Source organism: Actinophytocola sp., assembly GCF_036002505.1.
In the GTDB taxonomy this organism is placed as follows: Bacteria; Actinomycetota; Actinomycetes; order Mycobacteriales; family Pseudonocardiaceae; genus DASYTH01.
This window is the reverse complement of sequence record NZ_DASYTH010000369.1, coordinates 26,060-42,028: the sequence shown is the minus strand read 5'-3', so window position 1 is coordinate 42,028 and position 15,969 is coordinate 26,060. Positions and strand designations below refer to the sequence as shown.

Sequence of the window (15,969 nt, the reverse complement as noted above, 5' to 3'; positions counted from 1 at the left end):
GGCGGGCGCGACCACGTGCTGCACATGATCGACACGCCGGGGCACGTGGACTTCACCTACGAGGTGTCCCGTGCCCTGGAGGCGTGTGAGGGCGCGGTCCTGCTGGTCGACGCCGCGCAGGGGATCGAGGCGCAGACGCTGGCGAACCTCTACCTGGCGCTGGACAAGGACCTGACGGTCATCCCGGTGCTCAACAAGATCGACCTGCCGGCCGCGGACCCGGAGAAGTACGCCGCGGAGCTCGCGCACATCATCGGCTGCGAGCCGGACGACGTGCTGCGGGTGTCGGCCAAGACCGGCAAGGGCGTGCGGGAGCTGCTCAACGAGGTGGTGCGGCTGGTGCCGCCGCCCCAGGGAAGCGCGGACGCCCCGGCCCGGGCGATGATCTTCGACTCGGTGTACGACACGTACCGCGGCGTGGTCACCTACATCCGGGTGGTGGACGGCAAGATCACGCCGCGGGAGCGGATCCGGATGATGTCCACCGGCGCCACGCACGAGCTGCTCGAGGTGGGCATCATCTCGCCGGAGCCCAAGCCGAGCGCCGGGCTGGGCGTGGGCGAGGTCGGCTACCTGATCACCGGGGTGAAGGACGTCCGGCAGTCCCGGGTCGGCGACACGGTGACGGCCGAACGCAAGGGCGCCACGGAACCCCTTGCCGGGTACCGGGAACCGCGCCCGATGGTCTACTCCGGACTGTACCCTGTGGACGGTTCGGACTACCCGGACCTGCGCGAGGCGCTGGACAAGCTGCGGCTCAACGACGCCGCGCTGAGCTACGAGCCGGAGACCTCGGCCGCGCTCGGGTTCGGCTTCCGGTGCGGGTTCCTCGGCCTGCTGCACCTGGAGATCGTGCGCGAGCGGCTGGAGCGGGAGGCCGGGCTCGACCTGATCTCCACCGCGCCCAACGTGGTGTACCGGGTGGTCATGGACGAGGGCACCGAGCACGTGGTGACCAACCCGTCGGACTGGCCGGAGGGCGGCAAGATCGCCGAGGTGTACGAGCCGGTGGTGAAGACCACGGTGATCGCGCCGTCGGACTACATCGGCTCGATCATGGAGCTGTGCCAGTCGCGGCGCGGGCAGCTCGGCGGCATGGACTACCTGTCCACCGACCGGGTCGAACTGCGCTACACCATGCCCCTCGCCGAGATCATCTACGACTTCTTCGACGCACTGAAGTCGCGCACCCGCGGCTACGCCTCCCTGGACTACGAGGAAGCCGGTGAGCAGGCCGCCGACCTGGTCAAGGTCGACATCCTGCTGCAGGGCGAGCCGGTCGACGCGTTCAGCTCCATCGTGCACCGCGAAGCGGCCTACGCCTACGGCACCAGGATGGCGACCAAGCTGCGCCAGCTCATCCCGCGCCAGCAGTTCGAGGTCCCCATCCAGGCCGCGATCGGCGCCCGCGTCATCGCCCGCGAGACCATCCGAGCCATGCGCAAGGACGTCCTCGCCAAGTGCTACGGCGGCGACATCACCCGCAAGCGCAAACTCCTCGAGAAGCAAAAAGAGGGCAAGAAGCGCATGAAGATGGTCGGCCGCGTCGAGGTCCCCCAAGAAGCCTTCGTCGCCGCATTGTCCACCGACGAGCCCACCGACAAGTCCAAGAGCCGCAAGTAGTCCACAGGCCACGCGCCTGTGGACAGCCGTTCGCCCCCGCCAGCGAAGTCTGCTGAAGTGGTCCACGACGGGAAGAACGGGCACCATAGCCGCCATGACCATCACGTCCGGCATCCCACCCTGGCGCCCGTTCACTGTGGACGATTTGGAGGCGATGCCCGATGACGGCAGACGGCATGAACTCATCGATGGGATGCTCATCATGAGTCCAACTCCCGGTAGGCGCCATCAGAGAGCCCTGCTCAAGCTGGTGGTAGCGCTTGACAGTGCCTGCCCCGATAGCATGCACGTGTTGCTGGGGCCTCTCGCGGTTCGGCCATCCGATGACACTGAGCTACGGCCCGATGCCCTGGTTGCTCGAGCTGATGATCTAGGTGAGACACACCTTGCCGCGGCGCCCGTGCTGACCATTGAAGTGCTCGAGCCCAGCACCGAGATTAACGATCTCAACAACAAGAAGGCGGCCTATGAGCGTATGGGTGTTCCCTGCTACTGGGTGGTCGATCCGCGACAGCCGAGCCTGATCGTGTTCGAACTGGACGACGGACGGTATCGACAGGTGGCGGAGGTCAACGGCGACGAAGTGTTCGTGGCGGAGCGTCCATTCGCGGTGCGGATCGTGCCGGCGGAGTTGTTGGATACTGATGGCTGAGGTTCGAGCGTCTTCGGGTGATCCGTTGGAGTCGTTGCGGAAGTTGTGTCTGGCGTTGCCCGAGGTGACTGAGCGGCTCAGTCATGGGGAGCCGACGTGGTTCGTGCGGGACAAGAAGACCTTTGTCACGTATGCCAATCATCATCATGATGACCGGCTGGGGTTCTGGTGTGCGGCGCCGCCGGGAGTGCAGGATGCTCTGGTGGGGTCGAGTCCGGAGCGGTACTTCCGGCCGCCGTATGTGGGGCATCGCGGGTGGCTCGGGGTGTACCTGGATGTGCCGGTGGACTGGGTGGAGGTCGCGGAGATCGTTGCGGATGCCTACCGGGTGGTGGCGCCGAAGCGGTTGGTGGCCGAGCTCGATGGCTAGTCTTCGTGTGCCTCGGCTCGGGTGAGGTGGGTGGCGAGGCGCTTGTGGACGATGCGGCGCCAGCCGTTGCGGTGGAGAAAGGCGAGCAGGATGCCGGAGAAGTCGCCGTGCTCGAGCTGGAGGCGGGTACCGTTGTCTACTTCGGACAGTTGCCAGGTGACCGTGGTGGGGTGGCGCATGTTGCTGCCGTGCCAGGTGTAGGCCAGGCGGTGCGGTTCGTCGACCTCGGTGACCTCGCAGTTGACGACACCGTCCCAGCCGGGCATCGGTTTCGCCCGCAGGATGAACTTCTGGCCGACGATCGGGGCGAAGTCCTCGACCGGCATGAGCCACTCGGCCAGCGCCGTGGGGTCGGTGAGCGCGCGCCAGACCTCGGCCGGCGGGTGCGGGAGAACCACGTCGATCGTGATGGTGCGCGACATCAACGCTCCTTCTTGTGTGGCTTGTCCAGGTAGTCCTGCAGGTTCTTGATCTTGTCGGTCCAGAACTCGGTGAACAGGGCGGCCCAGTCGAAGACCTGGCGCAGCCCTTCAGGTTCGATCGAGTAGAGCCGGTTCCGGCCGGCCTGCTTCTGGGTGACCAGTCCGGCCTCGCGGAGTACGGCGAGGTGCCGTGACAGGACCGGCATCTCCACCCCGACGGTCTCGACCAGCCCGCTGACCGTCTGCTCCCCGCTTCTGGCCAGCACTTCCAGGGTGGCCCGCCGGGTCGGATCCGCGATCGCCCGGAACACGTCCCGGTCGGCCCGCGGCCTCCCCGCTCCTGTCATGGATAAAACTTATGATAAACGTTGAGGATCGTCAAGCTACCTGTGCGATGCCTCGAGCTCGTCGAGGAGGCGGAGCGCGGCGGTGTACTTCGAGGTGAGGCGGGCCTGGGTGGGGGCGTCGAGGCGGGCCAGGCGGTCGGGGGACATGTTGTCGGCGATGTCGGCGCGTTTGACGGTGAGCGCCAGCGGGTTGGCGGCGACTCGGGCGAGGTAGGCGGTTTGCTCCTCGCCGGGGTTCTTGCTGATGGCGACGACCGCGGTGACCACGTCAGGCGGGCAGCCGGTGGCGGTCAGGTCCGCGGCGGTGACCGGGGTGTCCTCGATGACGTCGTGCAGGACGGCGACCATGCGTTCGCGGTCGCCGGTGAGGCGGCCCATGACGCGGAGCGGGTGGCCGATGTAGGGGCGGCCGGCCATGTCCAGTTGGCCCTCGTGGGCGCGGCGGGCGAGCTGGATGGCGTCATCGAGAGTGAACCGGATGGTCATCGGGTGAGGACGATCTTGCCGGCGGTGTCGCCATCGAGCATCTGGCGGAGGGCGGTCTCGGTCTCGGTCATGGGGAGCTCGGCGCCGATCGCCGGGCGGATACCGGTGACGTCGCAGAACCGGAGCAGGTCGGCCAGCTCGTCGCGGGTGCCCATGGTGGAGCCGACCACTCGGAGCTGGAGGAAGAACAGGCGCTGCAGGTCGGCGCCGGGGTCGGGACCGCTGGTCGCGCCGGAGATCACGATGATGCCGCCGGGCTTCAGCGCGCGCATGGAGTGGGCCCAGGTGGCCTTGCCGACAGTTTCGAACACCGCGTCCACCCGTTCCGGCAGCCGGGCGCCCGACTCGAACGTGGCGTGCGCGCCGAGTTGCTCGGCCAGGGCGCGTTTCTCCTCGGTGCGGCCGGTGACCCAGACCCGCAGGCCGGTGGCCCGGCCGAGAGCGATCAGGGCGGTGGCGACGCCGCCGGAGGCACCCTGGATGAGCATGGTCTGCCCGGGGCGCAGACCGGACTTGACGAACAGCATGCGGTAGGCGGTCAGCCAGGCGGTGCCCATGCAGGCGGCCTCGGCGAAGGACAGCCCGGCGGGTTTGGGCAGGACGTTGCGCGCCGGCACGACCACGAGGTCGGCGAACGAGCCCTGGTACTTCTCGGTGAGCACGGTGCGCCGCGGATCGAGGGTCTCGTCGCCAGCCCACTGCGGGTCGCCGATGACCGAGTGCAGCACGACCTCGGTGCCGTCCCCGAGCACGCCGGCGCCGTCGCAGCCGAGGATCATGGGGAACTGCTCGGCCTTGATGCCGACCCCGCGCAACGTCCACACGTCGTGCATGTTGAGGCTGGCCGCGCGCATCCGGACCGCCACCCAGCCGTCCGGCACCTCGGGTTCCGGCCGTTCACCCACCCGCAGGGCGGCGATCGGGTCGTCCGGGCTCGGCGCATCGGCGTAGACGGCGAACATGTTGGCAAACCTATCGGTGGCAACGACGCCCCGCGCCACGACAGTGATTGAGATCCCGCGCGGGCCGGCGGTGCCTGACTGGCGCTACGCCATCGAGCCGGAATTGAACACTGCGAGCAGCGCAGGGAGCGAGGGACGAGCGACCGAGCAGCGCAGGAGGGAAGACACCGCGTCAAGGCCCGCGCACGCGAGCGGAGCGAGCCAATCGACACGGTCTAAGTTTGAACCCGTGGGTGACTGGTGGAACGACGTCGAGCTGTGGGTGCTCGGGTTGGCGTTTCCGTTCCAGTTCGCCCTCGTGATGGCGGTTGTGGTGCCGGCGTGCGTGATGGTGGCGTGGTTGATCGACCGGATCGTGGACTACGCGTCGGCGTGGTTCGGGCCGTCCGATGAGGATGAGCCGCCGCTTGGCGCGCGATGACCGCATCCCGTTCACGCGGGCGGATCACCGCGGCTCTCGTGGGACTCGTTGTCCTGGTGGTGGTTGGCTGGTTCGTCCGGACGCAGGTTGTCGACAATGGAACATCCCCCGCCGGCAGCCCGGCCAGCGTGTCCACGGGTGTGCCCGGCGCGGACTCCGGGCTGCCGGTCCGGACGTTGTCCGCGCTGCCGGCGGAGGCGGCGAGCACCTGGCGGCTGGTGCAGCGCGGCGGGCCGTTTCCGTATCCCCGCAATGACGGCGCCGTGTTCGAGAACCGCGAGCAGGTGTTGCCGGGCAAGGGTTCCGGCTACTACCACGAGTACACGGTGCCCACCCCGGGCAGCCCGGACCGAGGGCTCCGGAGGCTCGTCACCGGGGCGGGCCACGAGCTGTACTACACCGGTGATCACTACCGGTCGTTCGTGGTGGTCGATGCGTCCCGTTAGGGAACCCAGTTGGGTTTGCGTTTCTGGGCGAACGCGAGGATGCCTTCCTGGCCCTCCGCACCGGCGAAGAAGCCGGCGGACAGCGCGGTCATCGCGGCGAAGTCCTCGGTGAGGCTCGCCGGGCGTTCGCGGCGCAGCATCTGCTTGGTCGCCGCCAGCGCGTTCGGGCCACCCAATGTCAACATTCCGACATAGCGGCTGACCTCGGCATCCAGCTCCGCGGCCGGGACGGCTGAGTTGAGCAGGCCGATCTCCACGGCCCGCCGCGCGGAGAACTGCTCGCCGGTGAGGAACAGCTCGTGCGCGGCGCGGGGGAGCAGCCGGGGCAGCACGGTCACCGAGATCACCGCGGGCACCACGCCGATCCGCACCTCGGTGAACGCGAACGTGGCGTCCTGCGCGGCCACCGCGATGTCCGCCGCGGCGACCAGGCCGACCCCGCCGGCCCGGGCCGGGCCGGCAAGCCTGGCCAGCACCGGCTTCGGGCTGTTCCAGATCTGTTCGAGGATCGCCGGAAACTCGTTGACCCCTTGGTCCGAAGTGGACGCTCCGCCGGCCTCCTTGAGGTCCATGCCGGCGCAGAACACCGGCCCGGTGTGGTCGAGCACGATCACCCGGGCGGCCTCGTCGCCCTCCGCGGCGCTCAGGTGCGCCCGCAGCTCGCGGCGCAGCTGGGTGGACAGCGCGTTGCGGTTGTGCGGTGAGTCCAGCGTGATCGTGGCAACGCCGCCGGCCACCGCGTAGTGCACGAGCTCAGCCATGCCAGCACCCTAGTGAGCGTGCTCGCTGTGCTCGTCGTGGTGGTGGTGGTACTGGTGCACCACGGCGTGCCCCTTGCCGCGGCCGATCAGCCACTTGTTGACCGGGACGGTGACCACGAAGGCCACCGCGAACGAGATCGCCAGGCTTGCCCAGAACAGCCAGTCCAGCACGCCGGCCGTGATCGCACCCGGGATGACGAGCATGACCGCGTTGTCCATGATCTCCATGACGGTGATCGAGACGGTGTCCGCGGCCAGCGCCACCGAGATCGCCGCGCCGAGCGCCACGCCGGCCCGCAGCACCGGCCGCATGGTCAGCGAGTAGCCGAACAGGAACGCCAGCACGATGGACAGGATCACGGTGGCGAGGTTCGACCAGCCCAGCGACGAGCCGATGATCATGCCGAGCACCTCGCCGATGGCACAGCCGGTGAGGCAGTGCAGGGTCGCGCTCATCGCGGTTCGCCATGGTGTGTTCATGACCACGACTATACCCCCCTAGGGTATTGCGAACGCAAGCACGGACGCTGTCCACCGGGTCGGGAATTCAGGCGTACTGCAGGTTCTCGGCGCCGGCCAGGGCCTCGTCATAGCGGTCGAGCAGGAGCTCGGCCAGGGGGGTGGCGGCACCGAGCGGGCCGGCCACGAGCACCGTGGGATGTGCCGCGCGGGCCAGCGCCGTGATCCGGTCGGGCAGCCGGCCCGGTGCGAGGAACCAGGACGCCACCGCGATCCGCCGGGCTCCGCGGGCCCGCAACGACCGGATCGCGGCCGGCACGCCCGGGTCGGCGGCGGCCGCGAACGCCGCGACGGCGCCGGCCCACCCGTGCCGTGCCGCCCAGCGCCGGGCCACGGCGGACACCGCGGCGTTGGCCGGCGGGTGGCTCGAGCCCGCACCGGCGAGCACGACGCCCAGCTCCTCGTCGTCCTTCTGTGCGCCGGCGGCGAGCAACCGGGCGAGCGCGACGTCCTCCAGCCGGGGGTCCGGGCCGAGGACCTCGCCGACCGTGACGGACAGCCGGGGCAGCCGCGCGGTCGCCTCGGTGATCAGGGTCGGGACGTCCACCCGGGCGTGGTAGGCGTGGCCCAGCAGCAGCGGCACGACCACGGCCTCGCGGTGGCCCTGGCCGTGCAGCGCGGTGAGCACGTCGCCGAGCCGTGGCGCGGACAGGTCCAGGAACGCGCCCCGGATGTCGACATCCGGACGTACCGAGCGGGCCCGGGCCAGCAACCGGGTCACGGTCGCGGCCGAGCGCGGGTCGCGGCTGCCGTGGGCCACGGCGACGAGGGGGATTGTCGACATCAGAACGATCCGGTCAGGCCCCGGGCCAGCAGCACGGAGCGTTCGAGCGGGCGGAACACCAGCAGCTCGATCCCGACGCCGACGAAGAAGATCAGCAGGATCGCGGCGATGACCATGGACATGTCGTTGAGCGAGCTGCCGTTGTGCAGGAACTGGCCGAGCCCGACGCCGAGCTGCGGCGAGGTGGCGATCAGCTCGGCGGCCATCAGCGAGCGCCAGGAGAACGCCCAGCCCTGCTTGAGCCCGGCGAGGAAGCCGGGGAGCGCCGCGGGCAGCAGGATGTGCCGCACGCCGGCGATCCGGCCCGCCCCGAGCACCTTGCCGACCCGCGGCAGGATCGGCGGGATCTGGTCGATGCCGGACACCAGCCCGTTGGCGATCGAGGGCACCGCGCCGAGCAGGACCACGACGTAGATCGCCGGGTCGGTGAGCCCGAACCAGAGCACCGCCGCGGGCACCCAGGCCACCGACGGCAGGCTCTGCAGCCCGGTGATCAGCGGCCCGATGGCCCGGCGGACCGGGCGCACGTTGGCGATCACCAGACCGAGCGGCACCGCGACGGCCAGCGCGACCAGGAACCCGATCACCGCACGGTGCACCGAGACCCAGAGCAGAGAGAAGATCTCCCCGTCGGGGATGAGCTCGGCGATCCGGGCCCACACGTCCCTCGGCGCCGGCAGCTGGTACTCCGGCCAGATCGCGGCCGCCCACAACGCCTGCCACACCGCGATCAGCAAGACGATCGCCACGACCGGCGGCAGCGCCCGGCGCAGGAAACCCGTCAGCCGGCCGGTGCGCTCCTGGCCGGCGGCCGGAGTGTCCAGCGCGTCCAGGCCGGCCCCGACCGCCGCATCGTTCTCGGTACCCGCCTGCGTGTCCTGAAGGGCACCGTCAGGCTGCGGCATGGCTGCTGATCACCTCGCGCAGGCGCGCGTTGATCGTCTCGATCATGACGACATCGTCGGCGCCGGTGAGGCCGTCCACCTGCCACTGCTCGACGACCCGGCCGGGCCGGGAGGACAGCAGCACGACCCGCTGTCCCAGCCGGACCGCCTCGCGCACGTCGTGGGTGACGAACAGCACCGCGGTGCCGGTGGCCCGCCAGATCCGCACCAGCTCCGCCTGCAGCACGTCCCGGGTGATCGCGTCCAGCGCGGAGAACGGTTCGTCCATGAGCAGAAGCGGCTGCTCGTCGGCGGCGGCCTGGTGCAGCGCCGAGGCGAGCGCCCGGGCCAGCGCGACACGTTGGCGCATCCCGCCCGACAGCTCGTGCGGGCGCTTGTCGCCGGCGCCGTCGAGCCGGACCAGGGACAGCAGCTCGGCGGTGCGGGTCCGCCGGGCCGCGCGGCCGACGCCGGCCAGCCGCAGCGCCAGCTCGACGTTGCGCCCGGCGGTGAGCCACGGCATCAGCGCGGCCTCCTGGAACACCACCGCCGGCCGCGAGGTGCTCAGCTCGATCACCCCCGCGGTGGGCTTGTCCAGCCCGGCCACCAGGTTCAGCACGGTCGTCTTGCCGCAGCCGGACGCGCCGAGGAGGCAGACGAACTCGCCGGGCGCGACCTCCAGGTCGACCTCGTCGAGCGCGGTGACCGCGCGCCGTCCCTGCCCGAAGGTCTTGCCGACCCCGGACAGCCGCACGGCGGCGCCGCTCGTGGTGCGGATTCGGGTCGCGGGGGCGTCGAGAGTGGCGGTCATCGTCGTCGCCTGCCTTCCTCGGGTGTCCACGGGTTCGCTACTTCTTGTCCAGACCCGACGCGTTGACCTCGGGTTTGCCCTTCTCCTTGAGCACGGCGTTGAGCGCGCTGAGGTCGACCAGCCCGGCCAGGTTGGTGTCCTCCTTGGCGATGCCCGCGGTCACCGAGTCCTTGGCCAGCTGGGGGAAGCGGCTGGCCAGCGGGTCGAAGGTCAGGTCGATGCCGGCCCAGGCGCGCTGGATCACCGCGTCGCTCAGCGCCTTGCCGGTGATCTCCTTGAGTTTGCCGTTCACCGCGGCCTGGGCGTCGGTCCTGCTGCCGCTCGCGAAGTCGACGGCGGCCACCAGGCCACGGAGCAGCGCCTGCACGGTTTGCGGGTGGTCCTTGAGGAACGCGGTCCGCACGATCAGCACCGTGGTCGGGAATTTGCCCTCCGGCCAGATCTCCTTCTCGTCCAGCAGCACCTTGGCGCCGCCCTCGAGGACCAGCCGGGAGGACCACGGCTCGGGCAGCCAGGCGGCGTCCACTTTGCCCTGCTTGTAGGAGTCCAGGGTCTGCGCGTTGTCCAGGTTGGTGACCTGCACCTTGTCGGTCAGACCCTTGTCCTTGAGCCATTTCTTCAGCGAGATGTCCTGGGTGTTGCCCAGCTGCGGGGTCACCACGGTCTTGCCGGCGAGGTCCTCCGGCTTGCGGATCTCCGGCTTGGCCACCAGCTGCGCGCCGCCGGAGGCCGCGCCGGCGATCAGCCGGATCGCCTCGCCCTTGGACTTGGCGAACGCGTTGATGGTCGGGCCGGAGCCGATGAAGCCGGCGTCCAGCGACCCGCCGAGCAGCGCGTTGATCTCGTCCGGTCCGGCGTTGAAGCTGGCCGGGGTCAGTTTGGTGCTGCCCAGTTCCTTGGCGAACAGGCCCTTGTCCAGCCCGATCAGCGCGGCCGCGTGGGTGACGTTGGGGAAGAAGCCGAGCCGGAGCTCCGCGGCCGGACCCTTGTCCACGGCTGGGGCCTGGTTGCCACCGGCGGTGCTCCCGCTGTCCGCACGTGAGCAGGCACCGAGCGCCGTGAGCAGAACGGCGGCGATCGCGGCGGTCGTGATGCGTGCTCGTCGGATGCGCACGGGGGGAGCCCTCTCTGGTCAGTTGGGTCGGATGCCGGACAGCGGTTGCGGGGTGCCGACCAGCCCGGCGGCCAGGGTGGTGCCGTCGGCCGGGTCGATCACCAGGAACGACCCGGTGCGGCGGTTGGCGGCGTAGTCGTCGACCGGCAGCGGTTCCGCCGTGCGGAGCAGCACCCGGCCGATCTCGTTGAGCTGCAGGTTCTCCGGATTGCCCACAGTGGACAGTTGCTGCTCGTCGAACCGGGAGACCAGGGTGGTCACGATCGCCGCCACGGTGCGGGTGCCGTGCTTGACCAGCACGCGGGCGTTGTGCCGCAACGGTTTGTCCGCGAGCCAGGCGAGCGTGGCGTCCAACTCGCCGGTCACCCGGGGCGGCGCCGCGGCCACCGCGATCAGGTCGCCGCGGGCGATGTCCAGGTCGTCGGCCAGCACCAGGGTCACCGACGCCCCGGCGCTCGCCTCGGCCAGCGGGCCGTCCGGGGTGTCGATCCGGGTGACCGTGGTGCGCAGGCCCGCGGGGAGCACGACCACCTCGTCGCCCGGCGTGACGGTGCCGGAGGCGACCTGGCCGGCGTAGCCGCGGTAGTCGGGATGCTCCGGGGTGCGCGGCCGGATCACGTACTGCACCGGGAAGCGGAACGGGATGTGGTGCGGATCCGGCTCGACCGGAACGGTTTCCAGGTGCTCGAGCAGCGTCGGCCCGGCGTACCACAACGTGCGGTCGCTGTGGTTGACGACGTTGTCGCCGATCAGGGCGGAGACCGGGATGGCCAGCACCGAGCCGAGCGGGTAGCCCAGCGCCGTGGCGTGGTCGGTGAACTCCTTGGCGATCACCTCGAAGGCGGCCTCGTCGTAGTCCACCAGGTCGATCTTGTTGACCGCGACCACCAGCCGCGGCACGCCGAGCAGGGCGAGCACCGCGGCGTGCCGGCGGGTCTGCTCGAGCACGCCCTTGCGCGCGTCGACCAGCAGCACGGCCAGCTGCGCGGTGGACGCGCCGGTGACCGTGTTGCGGGTGTACTGCACGTGGCCCGGGGTGTCGGCGAGCACGAAGGACCGGCGCGGGGTGGCGAAGTACCGGTACGCCACGTCGATCGTGATGCCCTGCTCGCGCTCCGAGCGCAGCCCGTCCACCAGCAGCGACAGGTCCGGAGTGGACAGTCCTTTGTCGACGCTCGCACGGTGCACCGCGTCCAGCTGGTCGGCCAGCACGGACTTCGTGTCGTACAGCAGCCGGCCCACCAGAGTCGACTTCCCGTCATCTACGGAGCCGGCCGTCGCCAGGCGTAGCAGGTCAATGCGTCCTTCCCGCGACTTCGCGCGCGGACGCGATCGCTCCGGCGGGGCAGGCGGGGCGGGGAATGTCACGATCCCGGTAGGGTGCCCCGCCACCGCGATAGCGTGGCGTTCGCCGGGCGCGCGCTCTGTGGTCACCTCGAGTGCCGCGATGTCCTCCGGGCTCCGCCGCTCAGTCATCAGAAGTAGCCTTCCCGCTTACGATCCTCCATGGCCGCCTCGGAGAGCCGGTCGTCTGCGCGGGTGGCGCCGCGTTCGGTGAGTCGCGACGCGGCGACCTCGGCGATCACGTCGTCGATGCCGGCCGCGTCGGACTCCACCGCGCCCGTGCAGGAGCCGTCGCCCACCGTGCGGTACCGCACGGTCAGCTCCCGGACGGGCTCGCCCGGCCGGGGCCCACCCCACGGCCCGGACGTCAACAGCATGCCGTCCCGCGGGAACACCGCCCGCCGGTGCGCGAAGTAGATGGACGGCAACTCCACCTTCTCGCGGGCGATGTAGCGCCAGACCTCGAGCTCGGTCCAGTTCGACAGCGGGAACACCCGGACATGCTCGCCCGGGCGGTGCCGTCCGTTGTAGAGGTTCCACAGTTCGGGACGCTGCCGGCGTGGCTCCCACTGGCCGAAGGCGTTGCGCAGGCTGAAGATCCGCTCCTTGGCCCGGGCCCGCTCCTCGTCCCGGCGGCCGCCGCCGAACACCGCGTCGAACCGGTGCTCGTTGATGGTGTCCAGCAGCGGCACGGTCTGCAGCGGGTTGCGGGTGCCGTCCGGCCGCTCGGTCAGCCGGCCGTCGTCGATCCAGTCCTGCACCTTCGCCACGATCAGCCGCAGCCCGTACCGCTCCACCGTGCGGTCCCGGAAGTCGATCACCTCGTCGAAGTTGTGCCCGGTGTCCACATGCAACAGCGGGAACGGCACCGGAGCCGGCCAGAACGCCTTCGCCGCCAGGTGCAGCAGCACCGTGGAGTCCTTGCCGCCGGAGAACAGGATCACCGGCCGGTCGAACTCCCCGGCCACCTCGCGGAAGATGTGGACGGCCTCGGACTCCAGGCGGCCCAGCGCGTCCATCGCTTTCGTCGTCATGCGGTGCCCTCTACCTCGGGAAGGTTGGCCATGGTCGTGGGTCGCCGCGGGTGGTGGCTCACCGAACCACTCCTCGGGCAGACCTCGTTCCTCGGCCCACCCTCGTCGTGGTAGGCCAACTCCCTCGGCTCTCGCATTCGCAAGCTCATCCGTGCAGCCCGCATTCGGTCTTGGCCAGGCCGGCCCAGCGCCCGCTGCGGGGATCGGTTCCCGGCAACGGTTTCGCGGTGCAGGGAGCGCAGCCGATGGACAGGTATCCTTCACTCACCAACGGGTTCTGCAGGATGCCGTGCTCGGCGATATAGGAGTCGAACTCCTCGTCGCTCCACGCCGCGATCGGGTTCACCTTGACCAGGCCGTTGCGGTCGTCCCATTGCACGATCGGGGTGTTCGCCCGGGTCGGCGCATCCACCCGGCGCACCCCGGTGACCCAGCAGTCGTAGTTCGCCAGGGTCTTCTGCAGCGGCACCACCTTGCGCAGGAAGCAGCAGCGGTCCGGCGCGGTCCGGTTGAGCAGGCCGAACTCCGCCTCCTGGTCGGCCACCGACTGCTCGGCCTCGGCGTTGACGATGCGCACCTCGGGGTAGACCACGGCGACCGCGTCCCGGGTGCCGATGGTCTCGGCGAAGTGGTAGCCCGTCTCCAGGAACAGGATGTCCACATTGGACTTGACCTTGACCGCCACGTCGATGAGGACCGCGTCCTGCATGTTGGACGCCACTATCCAGGAATCCCCGAACGTGCGCGCCGTCCACTCCAGCGCTTCGTGCGCACTCACCTCGGCCAACTCGGCCGACGCCGCCTCGGCCAGAGCCTTGAGATCCTCCTTGCGCGTCGCGGTGGTCACCGCGTCACCCCCTCTGGGTTTGCCTCTACCTTCGCCGGGATGTTGAGCCCGACGAACTTCACCGTGAACACCCGCCGGCACGAGCCGCACAGCCACGCCGCATGGGGTTCCTCCTCCGGCCGCAGGTCCTCGTCGCCGCAGTACGGGCAGTAGAACGGCGTGGCACGTTCGGTGTTCATTGGTCGCTCCCGCTCGGCCGCAGAAGGTGTCGGCTTCCTCCGTGCGCCGCTCGGCTGTTGTCGTGCTCGCTCGCAAGCTCGCTCGCGCGTTCCATGCGCCGGGCGCTGCTCCTCCGTCCAGCCGCCACCGCGGCCTCACGTCCGCTTCCGATTGCCGTCATTGGAGATCCGCCTCCTCGGCGCGAGCCACCCACTGGGCGAACCGCTCGTCCGGCTCGCGCTGGGCGACGTAGTGCCGCACCACCCGCTCCACGTAGCCGGCCAGCTCGGCGCCGGTCACCTTGTGGCCACGCAGTTTCCGGCCGAACCCGGCGTCCAGGCCGAGCCCGCCGCCGAGGTGCACCTGGAACCCCTCGACCTGGTTGCCGTCCGCGTCGGTGACGATCTGGCCCTTGAGCCCGATGTCCGCGGTCTGGATCCGGGCGCAGGAGTTCGGGCAACCGTTGACGTGGATGGAGATCGGCGCGCTGATGCCGTGCGTGATGTCGGCCAGCCGCTCCTCCAGCGTGGTGACCAGCTCGGCGGCGCGGGCCTTGGTCTCGACGATGGCCAGCTTGCAGAACTCGATGCCGGTGCACGCCATCACACCGCGCCGCCACGGGGACGGCTCGGTCTGCAGTCCGAGCTTGGCCAGCTCCGCCCGCAGCGCCGGGACCTCCGCCTGCGCCACGTCCAGCACCACGAGCTTCTGCTGCGGGGTGAGGCGAACCCGGTTCGAACCGACCCGTTCGGCCGCCTTCGCCACCTCGACCAGGGTCGAGCCGGACACCCGGCCGGCGACCGGGGCCGCACCGACGTAGAAGTTGCCGTCCTGCTGCCGGTGCACCCCGATGTGGTCGCGCGGCTGCGCGGGCACGGCCGGTGCCGGACCGTCGGCGAGCTTGTGCTTCAGGTACTCGTTCTCCAGCACCTCGCGGAACTTCGCCGCGCCCCAGTCCTTGACCAGGAACTTGATCCGGGCGCGGTGCCGCAGCCGGCGGTAGCCGTAGTCCCGGAAGATCCCGATGATGCCGGCCCACACGTCCGGCACCTCCTCGAGCGGGACCCAGGCGCCGAGCCGCTGCCCGATCATCGGGTTGGTGGACAGCCCGCCACCGACCCAGACGTCGAAGCCCGGCCCGTGGTCGGGGTGGTCGACGCCGACGAAGGCGACGTCGTGCACCTCGTGCGCGACATCGGGCAGGCCGGACACCGCGGTCTTGAACTTCCGCGGCAGGTTGGCGAACTCCGGGGCGCCGATGTAGCGGCGCTTGATCTCCGCGATCGCCGGGGTGCCGTCGATGATCTCGTCCTCGGCGATGCCGGCGACCGGCGAGCCGAGGATCACCCGGGGGCTGTCCCCGCAGGCCTCCATGGTGGTCAGACCCGCGCCCTCGAGCCTGGCCCAGATCGTGGGCATGTCCTCGATCCGGATCCAGTGCAGCTGGATGTTCTGCCGGTCGGTGATGTCCGCGCTGTCCCGGGCGTAGGTCTGGGAGACCTCACCGATGACGGTCAGCTGCCCGGTGGTCAGCGCCCCGCCGTCGATGCGCACCCGCAGCATGAAGAACTCGTCGTCCAGCTCCTCCGGCTCGAGGGTGGCGGTGCGGCCGCCGTCGATGCCCGGGCGGCGCTGGGTGTACAGGCCGTACCAGCGGAACCGGCCGCGCAGGTCGGCCGGGTCGATGCCGGCGAAACCGGTGTGCGCGTAGATGTTCTCGATCCGGGCCCGGACGTTGAGCGGGTTGTCGTCCTTCTTGCTGCGCTCGTTGGGGTTGAGCGGCTCGCGGTAGCCGAGCGCCCACTGGCCTTCGCCGCGGCGGGCGTGGGCGCGCTTGGCCGCGGGCGGTGCGGTCCTGGGTGGTGTGGTGGGGTGGGCCACCATCGTGTCCTTCGGTCGTGGCGACGGACGTGCACCGGAGATCGGCCCCTGGGCGACGGAGCTTCAGCCAGCGCACCCCGTCGCCGGCTGGATTACGGCAGA

General features: G+C 70.2%; 20 protein-coding genes. 5 read left to right on the top strand and 15 right to left on the bottom strand.

What is annotated here, in order from left to right:
- The 3 genes from lepA to VGR06_RS32695 form a co-directional block, all read left to right on the top strand.
- Positions 1-1,623 (top strand): translation elongation factor 4 (gene lepA, locus VGR06_RS32705; protein ID WP_327563044.1); only part of this gene is annotated, 1,623 nt, incomplete at its 5' end.
- Positions 1,624-1,717: 94 nt separating this feature from the next.
- On the top strand, positions 1,718-2,275 hold the full coding sequence (locus VGR06_RS32700) for a Uma2 family endonuclease (RefSeq protein WP_327563043.1): 558 nt from the start codon (positions 1,718-1,720) through the stop codon (positions 2,273-2,275).
- A complete protein-coding gene (locus tag VGR06_RS32695; protein WP_327563042.1) occupies positions 2,268-2,645 on the top strand; it encodes an MmcQ/YjbR family DNA-binding protein in 378 nt (125 codons plus the stop codon). The genes VGR06_RS32700 and VGR06_RS32695 overlap by 8 nt, the downstream gene beginning before the upstream one ends.
- On the opposite strand, the gene VGR06_RS32690 is transcribed toward VGR06_RS32695, so the two are convergent.
- From VGR06_RS32690 to VGR06_RS32675, 4 genes are read right to left on the bottom strand one after another with little or no spacing between them, the layout of a single operon-like run.
- A complete protein-coding gene (locus VGR06_RS32690) occupies positions 2,642-3,067 on the bottom strand; it encodes an SRPBCC domain-containing protein (protein WP_327563041.1) in 426 nt (141 codons plus the stop codon). The two genes, VGR06_RS32695 and VGR06_RS32690, sit on opposite strands and share 4 nt — an antisense overlap.
- A complete protein-coding gene (locus tag VGR06_RS32685; RefSeq protein WP_327563040.1) occupies positions 3,067-3,414 on the bottom strand; it encodes a metalloregulator ArsR/SmtB family transcription factor in 348 nt (115 codons plus the stop codon). Before VGR06_RS32685 ends, VGR06_RS32690 begins: the two co-directional genes overlap by 1 nt.
- Positions 3,415-3,450: 36 nt before the next feature.
- Entirely contained in the window at positions 3,451-3,900 is a 450-nt protein-coding gene (locus VGR06_RS32680) for a phosphohydrolase (protein WP_327563039.1), read from the bottom strand.
- Complete coding sequence (locus tag VGR06_RS32675; protein ID WP_327563038.1) at positions 3,897-4,862, bottom strand: zinc-binding dehydrogenase; 966 nt, start codon at positions 4,860-4,862, stop codon at positions 3,897-3,899. Before VGR06_RS32675 ends, VGR06_RS32680 begins: the two co-directional genes overlap by 4 nt.
- A 229-nt stretch (positions 4,863-5,091) precedes the next feature.
- Here VGR06_RS32675 and VGR06_RS32670 point away from each other — a divergent pair, with 229 nt between their 5' ends.
- The gene (locus VGR06_RS32670) at positions 5,092-5,283 is read left to right on the top strand and encodes a hypothetical protein (protein ID WP_327563037.1); all 192 of its coding nucleotides are present in this window, start codon (positions 5,092-5,094) and stop codon (positions 5,281-5,283) included.
- The gene (locus VGR06_RS32665) at positions 5,280-5,729 is read left to right on the top strand and encodes a ribonuclease domain-containing protein (RefSeq protein WP_327563036.1); all 450 of its coding nucleotides are present in this window, start codon (positions 5,280-5,282) and stop codon (positions 5,727-5,729) included. The genes VGR06_RS32670 and VGR06_RS32665 overlap by 4 nt, the downstream gene beginning before the upstream one ends.
- Here VGR06_RS32665 and VGR06_RS32660 read toward each other — a convergent pair.
- From VGR06_RS32660 to VGR06_RS32610, 11 genes are all read right to left on the bottom strand, one after another.
- Positions 5,726-6,490 carry an enoyl-CoA hydratase-related protein gene (locus VGR06_RS32660; RefSeq protein WP_327563035.1) on the bottom strand — a complete coding sequence of 255 codons (765 nt, stop codon included), beginning with the start codon at positions 6,488-6,490 and terminating at the stop codon, positions 5,726-5,728. The two genes, VGR06_RS32665 and VGR06_RS32660, sit on opposite strands and share 4 nt — an antisense overlap.
- Positions 6,491-6,499: 9 nt before the next feature.
- Complete coding sequence (locus tag VGR06_RS32655; RefSeq protein ID WP_327563034.1) at positions 6,500-6,970, bottom strand: DUF4396 domain-containing protein; 471 nt, start codon at positions 6,968-6,970, stop codon at positions 6,500-6,502.
- 67 nt (positions 6,971-7,037) lie between these two features.
- Positions 7,038-7,793: a sirohydrochlorin chelatase gene (locus tag VGR06_RS32650; RefSeq protein WP_327563033.1), complete on the bottom strand. Its 756-nt coding sequence runs from the start codon at positions 7,791-7,793 to the stop codon at positions 7,038-7,040.
- Positions 7,793-8,698 (bottom strand): ABC transporter permease, encoded by a 906-nt coding sequence (locus tag VGR06_RS32645; RefSeq protein WP_327563032.1) that lies wholly within the window; start codon positions 8,696-8,698, stop codon positions 7,793-7,795. Before VGR06_RS32645 ends, VGR06_RS32650 begins: the two co-directional genes overlap by 1 nt.
- Entirely contained in the window at positions 8,685-9,488 is an 804-nt protein-coding gene (locus VGR06_RS32640; RefSeq protein ID WP_327563031.1) for an ABC transporter ATP-binding protein, read from the bottom strand. Before VGR06_RS32640 ends, VGR06_RS32645 begins: the two co-directional genes overlap by 14 nt.
- A 37-nt stretch (positions 9,489-9,525) precedes the next feature.
- Positions 9,526-10,602, bottom strand: a complete 1,077-nt coding sequence (locus VGR06_RS32635) for an ABC transporter substrate-binding protein (RefSeq protein WP_327563030.1) — start codon at positions 10,600-10,602, stop codon at positions 9,526-9,528.
- A gap of 18 nt (positions 10,603-10,620) precedes the next feature.
- Positions 10,621-12,078, bottom strand: a complete 1,458-nt coding sequence (locus tag VGR06_RS32630) for a sulfate adenylyltransferase subunit 1 (RefSeq protein ID WP_327563029.1) — start codon at positions 12,076-12,078, stop codon at positions 10,621-10,623.
- Positions 12,078-13,244 (bottom strand): sulfate adenylyltransferase subunit CysD, encoded by a 1,167-nt coding sequence (gene cysD, locus VGR06_RS32625; RefSeq protein WP_327563028.1) that lies wholly within the window; start codon positions 13,242-13,244, stop codon positions 12,078-12,080. Before cysD ends, VGR06_RS32630 begins: the two co-directional genes overlap by 1 nt.
- Complete coding sequence (locus tag VGR06_RS32620; RefSeq protein ID WP_327563027.1) at positions 13,126-13,827, bottom strand: phosphoadenylyl-sulfate reductase; 702 nt, start codon at positions 13,825-13,827, stop codon at positions 13,126-13,128. Before VGR06_RS32620 ends, cysD begins: the two co-directional genes overlap by 119 nt.
- Positions 13,824-14,006: an Insertion element protein gene (locus VGR06_RS32615; RefSeq protein ID WP_327563026.1), complete on the bottom strand. Its 183-nt coding sequence runs from the start codon at positions 14,004-14,006 to the stop codon at positions 13,824-13,826. Before VGR06_RS32615 ends, VGR06_RS32620 begins: the two co-directional genes overlap by 4 nt.
- A gap of 157 nt (positions 14,007-14,163) precedes the next feature.
- On the bottom strand, positions 14,164-15,870 hold the full coding sequence (locus VGR06_RS32610; RefSeq protein WP_327563025.1) for a nitrite/sulfite reductase: 1,707 nt from the start codon (positions 15,868-15,870) through the stop codon (positions 14,164-14,166).
- Positions 15,871-15,969 lie beyond the last annotated feature (99 nt).

Coding starts and splice junctions, on each gene's coding strand:
- VGR06_RS32615 (WP_327563026.1), bottom strand. CDS start 14,006: ATGAACACCGAACGTGCCACGCCGTTCTACTGCCCGTACTGCGGCGAC.
- VGR06_RS32650 (WP_327563033.1), bottom strand. CDS start 7,793: ATGTCGACAATCCCCCTCGTCGCCGTGGCCCACGGCAGCCGCGACCCG.
- VGR06_RS32685 (WP_327563040.1), bottom strand. CDS start 3,414: ATGACAGGAGCGGGGAGGCCGCGGGCCGACCGGGACGTGTTCCGGGCG.
- VGR06_RS32675 (WP_327563038.1), bottom strand. CDS start 4,862: ATGTTCGCCGTCTACGCCGATGCGCCGAGCCCGGACGACCCGATCGCC.
- VGR06_RS32645 (WP_327563032.1), bottom strand. CDS start 8,698: ATGCCGCAGCCTGACGGTGCCCTTCAGGACACGCAGGCGGGTACCGAG.
- VGR06_RS32660 (WP_327563035.1), bottom strand. CDS start 6,490: ATGGCTGAGCTCGTGCACTACGCGGTGGCCGGCGGCGTTGCCACGATC.
- VGR06_RS32610 (WP_327563025.1), bottom strand. CDS start 15,870: ATGGTGGCCCACCCCACCACACCACCCAGGACCGCACCGCCCGCGGCC.
- VGR06_RS32700 (WP_327563043.1), top strand. CDS start 1,718: ATGACCATCACGTCCGGCATCCCACCCTGGCGCCCGTTCACTGTGGAC.
- VGR06_RS32665 (WP_327563036.1), top strand. CDS start 5,280: ATGACCGCATCCCGTTCACGCGGGCGGATCACCGCGGCTCTCGTGGGA.
- VGR06_RS32655 (WP_327563034.1), bottom strand. CDS start 6,970: ATGAACACACCATGGCGAACCGCGATGAGCGCGACCCTGCACTGCCTC.
- VGR06_RS32690 (WP_327563041.1), bottom strand. CDS start 3,067: ATGTCGCGCACCATCACGATCGACGTGGTTCTCCCGCACCCGCCGGCC.
- VGR06_RS32680 (WP_327563039.1), bottom strand. CDS start 3,900: ATGACCATCCGGTTCACTCTCGATGACGCCATCCAGCTCGCCCGCCGC.
- VGR06_RS32640 (WP_327563031.1), bottom strand. CDS start 9,488: ATGACCGCCACTCTCGACGCCCCCGCGACCCGAATCCGCACCACGAGC.
- VGR06_RS32695 (WP_327563042.1), top strand. CDS start 2,268: ATGGCTGAGGTTCGAGCGTCTTCGGGTGATCCGTTGGAGTCGTTGCGG.
- VGR06_RS32630 (WP_327563029.1), bottom strand. CDS start 12,078: ATGACTGAGCGGCGGAGCCCGGAGGACATCGCGGCACTCGAGGTGACC.